The following is a 6729-nucleotide window of genomic DNA, read 5'->3' on the forward strand; positions in this document are numbered from 1 at the left end:
CTAGCAGGCTGGGGGATAACCACCCAAGGAAAAATTAACGCGCCGGAGAAAAGCGGCGTGATCCGCCGAAAAAATGACTTTTGTGATATGCTGACACTAATGACAGAAGGGGAGTAGTTCATCATGCGCTATCAGGTCGACACCCACACGCATACCCTGGCCAGCTCACACGCCTACAGCACAATTCATGACTATATTGCCGAAGCCAAGCGCAAAGGCATCGTTTTATTTGCCACTACCGATCATGGGCCTGACATGGCTGATGCGCCGCATGCCTGGCATTTCATCAATTCACGGGTCATTCCGCGCATGGTTGATGGCGTGGGCATTCTGCGTGGCATCGAAGCCAACATTAAAGATGAGTTCGGCGAAATCGACTGTAATGAAAAAATGTTGCATGAGCTGGACATTGTTCTGGCAGGTTTTCACGAACAGGTTTTTGCTCCGAAAGATCGTGATACCAATACCAGGGCCATGATCAATGCGATGAAGAAAGGGTTGGTGCATGTGATCACCCACCCTGGTAATCCTCGATTTCCCATCGAGATCCAGTCAGTGGCTGAGGCCGCCGCCAAATATAATGTGGCATTAGAGATTAATAATTCGTCCTTCTTACATTCCCGCGTTGGTAGCGATGTTAACTGCACCGCAATCGCAAAAGCCGTACGGGATGCGGGTGGCTGGGTGAGTTTAGGCTCTGACTCGCACATCGCTTATAGCTTGGGGGAATTAGACAAGAGTCTGGAAATTTTAGATGCGGTTGATTTTCCCGCCGATCGGGTTTTGAATCGAACGCCGCGAACGTTGCTAGACTTTTTAGAGTCGCGCGGACGGCCACATATTCCTGAATTTGCCGAATTATAATCGATAAACAAAATGAAGCTTTGGGCTTCATTTTGTTTTATTTGGTTTGTTGTTTGATTGTTTCGGCTTGTTTATCTGCCGCCTGCTGTAATGTCTGTTCCACTTTTTTGGCATCGTCCAGCGGTTTCAATTGTTCTTTCAGAATAGTGTCTTGCGATGTTGTTTTGGTGCCAGATGTTGGCTCATGTCCAGAGTCACAACCGGCTGATAAAAATAACAATACTGACAGTATCAAGCTCATATACCACGCCGCATGTGCCATGTTCTTTCTCCTTTAACAGTCGGTTATCGCTGAAATAATGGCGACACCCTCTCTGACTTGCCATTTGACATTAAAGTTCAACAAACGAACGCCGTATATTTTATCGTCATCATCAGCTTTTCGATAGGCAGGGCGAGGGTCTTGCGCGATGACTTGCAGTAAAAAATCACGGATATTCGGATATTCTCTCGCAATTTGCTGACAACGAATTTCCATTTCATCCGTCAACTTAACTGGCATCAGTGTCGGGGCTTCTGGCGCAAATCCACCGCGAGCATCAGGCAGACTATCAACGAAGGGAAGATAAGGTTTGATGTCGATAATGGGCGTCCCATTGACCAGATCCACACCACCCAGTTCCAACCAGATCTTGTGTCCTTGCTGGTGAATGCCTTTTAGTTCCACCACGGATAATCCGATAGGGTTGGGACGAAAAGGGCTACGCGAAGCAAATACCCCAATGCGTTGATTGCCGCCAAGTCGCGGCGGACGAACGGTTGGATGCCATTCTTCAGTACCATTTTGGTGGAAGACAAACATCAGCCATAAATGACTAAATGCGTCTAATCCTCTGACACAGTGTGGATCGTTATAGGGCGGTAACAGTTCCAGTTGTGCGGAAATGGCTGTTACTAACCCCGGCTGACGTGGCACCGCAAATTTTTCCTGATAAGGCGAGCGGATAACACCAACCGTGGTCAGATGCAAAGCAGGAGAAGCCGGAGTGACCATTAATTGTTTTCTTTAATCTTGTATGCCTGACCATAGCAAACCAAACTGGCTATGCAGGTGTCGGTGGCTGGAACAGGGGCGCATTTGCTGAAGACCACGGCATTGCCACCAAGATCTGCAGCTTTACGGCGCGCATCTGTTTGGGCATCAGCGATGTTAGGTACGGGTTGGGTGTTATCGCTTTGGCAAGACTCTCCTTCAACAGTACCGAGCGGTTTGCCATCAGCATCTAGCACCTGATTTTTATCCATTACCGCGACGGAACTGGGTTTGAAGTATTCAGTGAAATTCTTTTTATCCAGATTGGTATTTACCTGAAACAAGCTACATCCGTTTAGCAGAGTTAGCATAAACGCAATAAACGGCAGGGTTTTCATCAAGTCAGCCTCTCATTAAGAAGAAATAACATTATAGAGAGGCTGACCGAGAGATTCGATAACTTCCGTCATTCATCCTGCAGATGCTGGAATAAACTCTGGTAGTAGAGATCGGCTGCTAACAGTTCAGTATGTGACCCTGTCAGGCGGAATTGCCCGTTTTCCAACAAGGCGATCCGATCCATCTGTGACAATCCGGTCAGTCGATGCGTGATCATGAGAACGGATTTGTCCTTACTGTGCTGCAATATCAAGTGCATGATCCGTTGTTCTGTTGCCGGATCTAAGCCTTCAGTGACTTCGTCCAATAACAGCAATGGTGCATCATGTAAAAGTGCGCGGGCCAATGAAAGGCGTCGTTGTTCACCGCCCGACAACGCTCTGCCACCTTCACCAAGCCACAGTTTCAGGCTTTCTTTGAGATTGGCTCCTTCCAGCAAATGATCGAGTTCTACTTTAAGCAGCACCTCTTGCAAGTCTGCATCAGTGGCGGATGGTTTCGCTAAACGCAAATTATCAGCTAATGTTGCACTGAACACATGCACGCGCTGGCTCACGACAGACATGGATGCTCGCAATGCCTCATCGCTGAATTCAGCCAATGGGCGCTGATCTAAAAAGATAGCGCCCTGGGCTGGGTTCCATTCTCGGGTCAGTAAACCTAACAGCGTTGATTTACCACATCCGGTTGGCCCTAAAATGGCTACTTTTTCTCCGGGTCGTAGCTGTAATGAAAGCTCGTTAATCACATTTACCGGTTGATGGGGATAACAAAAACTCAATGACTGAATAGAAAGTTCGCCACTTTGTGCTGTTTTTTCATCAGTACCAAACTGAATGGCTGGTGTTGTCTCCATGATTTGATTCAACCGTCTTGCTGCCGTCAGTGTGGATGACAAATACTGAAAGGCACCCGCCAAAGGTTGCAATGCCTCAAAAGAAGCCAGAGCAAAAAAGACCATCAATGCTGTCAACGGATCCGCTTTATCATGAGAACCGACACCGCCTGCGGCAAGCCATAACATAGCGCACACTAACAGGCTCAACAGTGCAAGCATCAAGGCACTCGATAATCCATTGAGAGAGGTCATATCACGTTGTGCTTGAAACAACTTTTCCTCTTCTCGAACAATGGATTCCCGATACTGCTCTTCAGCTCCGCACAATAACAGCTCAGCCTGATGACTCAGATAAGTAGTACAGGCACTTCTTAAATGACTTTGACTGACGATCAATGACTGGCCGGGAGCTTTTCCTAAACGATAAAAAATAAGTGGAACAGCGATAGCCAGCAACAATAAGGTACCGCAAAGAAAGAAAGCCAGATGAATATCAAAAAGTGCAACGACAACAAACAGGCTAATAAGAATGAGCAGTGCTGCCAGCACAGGTGTAATCAGACGCAGATATAAATTATCCAGCGCATCAATATCAGCCACCAGTCGATTCAACAATTCACCCTGCCGCCAGGATTGGAGCTGATGCAGTGACAGCGGTGCCAGTTTTTTCCAAAACTGAATACGTAAGGACGTTAATACCCGAAAGGTAGCATCATGACTAATAACCCGATCGCCCCAACGACATGCGGTTCTGACAATGGAAAAAAAGCGCACCGCTCCGGCTGGTGTCATGTAGTTAAAGGCATCTTTAGTGATGGCACTGAGTCCGGCTACTGCGCACGCAGTTAAAAACCAGCCGGAAAGTGATAACAAGCCTAAACCAGCTAGCAAGGTACAGACCGTCAAGAGCAATCCAATCAACAGCATAATCCAATGCCGACTGAATAATTTCAGATAGGGACGTAACTCACGCATATTCATTCTCCGCAACATCCGTAATATTCATAGTTGGCTGAACTAATAACTCTCGAAAATATGGGTTCTGTTGTTTCAACTCGGAGTAATTTCCTTCTGCCACCAGTTGGCCTTGTTGCAAGAGCAGGATGTGATCGGCTTGCTGAAGCTGATAGACTCGATGTGTAACCAACAGTGTGGTGTGAGTGCGCCAGAGCGGTGTTAATACAGATAAGATTTTTTCTTCATTGACCCGATCCAAACTGGCAGTCGGTTCATCCAATAACAATAAATGGCATGGTTTCAATAACGTTCTTGCGAGTGCCAGGCGCTGGGCCTGTCCCACAGAAACGCCGCCACTCTGTTCGGTAACGCTGTAATCCCATCCCTTATCATTAATGATGTCTAGTGCGCCTGCCTGTGTGACAGCTTGCAACAACGCTTCATCACTAATGTTGGCGCGACCCAACAATAAATTTGCCTTCAAGCTTCCAGGCAACAGGCGGGGATTTTGTGCCAGCCAACCAATATATTGGCGATAAGAGTTAAGCTCCAGCGTGGATAACTCCTGGCCATTAATTTTCAAACTCCCTGAATAGGGCGCAAATCCAAGCAGTGCATTTAATAAAGAACTTTTCCCGGAACCTGTCTTACCGATGATGGCGACAAATTGGTTCGGCTTGACTGTAAAAGAAAGCGGGCCGACCAAGACTTTACCATCATGAGATAACACACAGCAGTTTGTTGCTTCAATAGACATAGACTCGGTGACAACCAAGGGTTTTTCACCACTAGTCACAGAAATAAATTTCTCGTCGAGAAAAGTCTGTAGTGTATCGGCAGCGCCAATAGCCTGAGCCTTGGCATGATAGTGAGCGCCTAACTCGCGTAGGGGCAGATAAAAGTCAGGGGCAAGCAATAAAACAAACAGACCGCTGAATAAAGTTAAATGACCATAGTGGCCAAAATTGAGATTTCCGAGGTACGAAAAACCAAAATAAACTGCAACCAGCGCAATGGAAACCGAAGCAAAAAACTCCAACACGGCAGAACTTAGAAACGCCATACGCAACACTTCCATCGTGCGCTCCCGAAAGTCCTCTGAGGCTGAAGCTATTTTTTCGCCCTCAACTTTAGTGCGGAAAAACAAACGTAGCGTCATTAAGCCTTGTAAGCGATCTAGAAAGTGAGCCGATAAACGGGCTAAAGCTAAAAAGTTCCGTCGATTGGCATCTGCCGCGCCCATTCCGGTCAAAATCATAAAAATAGGAATTAATGGCGCAGTTAATAACAAAATTAATCCACTGGCCCAATTTGTTGGAAAGACAAACAATAGAATAAGGAAAGGCTGGATGCCAGAAAGCATGGACTGTGGTAAGAACCGAGCATAAAAATCATGCAAATGTTCGATTTGATCAACTAATAAACTGCTCCAGCTACCTACCGGCTGTTGCTGAATATAGAGAGGGCCACGTTTTTTTAATTGTTGTAATACTTGCTGACGAAAATGCTGGCGGATTTTCGTTGCCCCAATAAAAGCCAATCGTTCTTTAACCCAACTCAATAGTGCTCGCAATAGAGCAATCAGCAACAATCCACCAAAATGCCAGAGATAAACAGTGCGAGGAGATTGAGCAATAATCAGTCCGTGCAAGATGGTTGCAAGTAACCAGGCTTGGGCGATTAACAAAAGGGTAGATATTCCCCCAGTTAAAATACATAAAGAAGACCAAGGGTTGGCTAGTGATCGATGCTGACGCAACCAGCGAGTCAGCAATTTTTGACGGCTTTTATCCATAATAAATAAACATATAAATTGAATGCAGCAAGCCTACTGATCCGTTTCAGTAATAGCAATCGCTTAATTAATGTGTAAAAAATAGCCTATAATTATCGAATTGCTCGCTATTTGGTCGATCGATATAGCTTTCAATGAAAATGGTAAAAAAGCGCTTGCCTAAAAAGAACGGGCCCCTATAATGCGGCCCCACTGAGACGGCAGACGCCGCAACGAGTTGAGATTCAGCACGTTACTCAGTAAAGATTTAAGTTGCCAAGCCGTTTGTGATAAACACCGCTTGACAACGAAGAGGGAAAGCGTATGATTCGCGTCCCTGGCCTAACAGCCACGCTCTTTAACAACATATCAAGCAATCTGTGTGGGCACTTGCGTAGATTGATTAGATTGAAAAAATTTAATCAATGATACGAAGTGTCTGTAAAGACAAGTCATTCATTGAGCCAAAACTTTAATTGAAGAGTTTGATCATGGCTCAGATTGAACGCTGGCGGCAGGCCTAACACATGCAAGTCGAACGGCAGCGGGGGATAGCTTGCTATCCTGCCGGCGAGTGGCGGACGGGTGAGTAATGCATGGGGAGCTGCCCAATCGAGGGGGATAACAACTGGAAACGGTTGCTAATACCGCATACGCCCTGCGGGGGAAAGGTGGGGACCTTCGGGCCTACCGCGATTGGATGCACCCATGTGGGATTAGCTAGTTGGTGAGGTAACGGCTCACCAAGGCGACGATCTCTAGCTGGTCTGAGAGGATGACCAGCCACACTGGAACTGAGACACGGTCCAGACTCCTACGGGAGGCAGCAGTGGGGAATATTGCACAATGGGGGAAACCCTGATGCAGCCATGCCGCGTGTGTGAAGAAGGCCTTCGGGTTGTAAAGCACTTTCAGTGGGGAGGA

At 46.8% G+C, this 6729-nt stretch carries 6 protein-coding genes and 1 rRNA gene (1 of these 7 cut by a window edge); 2 read left to right on the forward strand and 5 right to left on the reverse strand.

Going from position 1 to position 6729, the window contains the following annotated elements:
* Window positions 1-123 precede the first annotated feature (123 nt).
* On the forward strand, window positions 124-864 hold the full coding sequence (locus tag H027_RS0112305; RefSeq protein ID WP_024872761.1) for a phosphatase: 741 nt from the start codon (window positions 124-126) through the stop codon (window positions 862-864).
* A 37-nt stretch (window positions 865-901) separates the two neighbouring features.
* On the opposite strand, the gene H027_RS0112310 is transcribed toward H027_RS0112305, so the two are convergent.
* The 5 genes from H027_RS0112310 to cydD all read right to left on the reverse strand — a co-directional run bounded on the left by H027_RS0112310 (window position 902) and on the right by cydD (window position 5826).
* Entirely contained in the window at window positions 902-1126 is a 225-nt protein-coding gene (locus H027_RS0112310; protein WP_024872762.1) for a hypothetical protein, read from the reverse strand.
* Window positions 1127-1138: 12 nt separating this feature from the next.
* The gene (gene tsaA / locus H027_RS0112315; protein WP_038149280.1) at window positions 1139-1858 is read right to left on the reverse strand and encodes a tRNA (N6-threonylcarbamoyladenosine(37)-N6)-methyltransferase TrmO; all 720 of its coding nucleotides are present in this window, start codon (window positions 1856-1858) and stop codon (window positions 1139-1141) included.
* Window positions 1858-2235 (reverse strand): Rcs stress response system protein RcsF, encoded by a 378-nt coding sequence (gene rcsF, locus H027_RS0112320; protein ID WP_024872764.1) that lies wholly within the window; start codon window positions 2233-2235, stop codon window positions 1858-1860. Before rcsF ends, tsaA begins: the two co-directional genes overlap by 1 nt.
* A 68-nt stretch (window positions 2236-2303) precedes the next feature.
* The gene (gene cydC / locus H027_RS0112325) at window positions 2304-4049 is read right to left on the reverse strand and encodes a heme ABC transporter ATP-binding protein/permease CydC (protein WP_024872765.1); all 1746 of its coding nucleotides are present in this window, start codon (window positions 4047-4049) and stop codon (window positions 2304-2306) included.
* The gene (gene cydD / locus H027_RS0112330; RefSeq protein ID WP_024872766.1) at window positions 4042-5826 is read right to left on the reverse strand and encodes a heme ABC transporter permease/ATP-binding protein CydD; all 1785 of its coding nucleotides are present in this window, start codon (window positions 5824-5826) and stop codon (window positions 4042-4044) included. The genes cydC and cydD overlap by 8 nt, the downstream gene beginning before the upstream one ends.
* Before the next feature lie 452 nt (window positions 5827-6278).
* Here cydD and H027_RS0112335 point away from each other — a divergent pair.
* Window positions 6279-6729: ribosomal RNA gene (locus tag H027_RS0112335) — 16S ribosomal RNA — on the forward strand (it continues 1093 nt past the right edge of the window).

The organism is Tolumonas lignilytica (assembly GCF_000527035.1).
GTDB classification, from domain to species: Bacteria; Pseudomonadota; Gammaproteobacteria; order Enterobacterales; family Aeromonadaceae; genus Tolumonas; species Tolumonas lignilytica.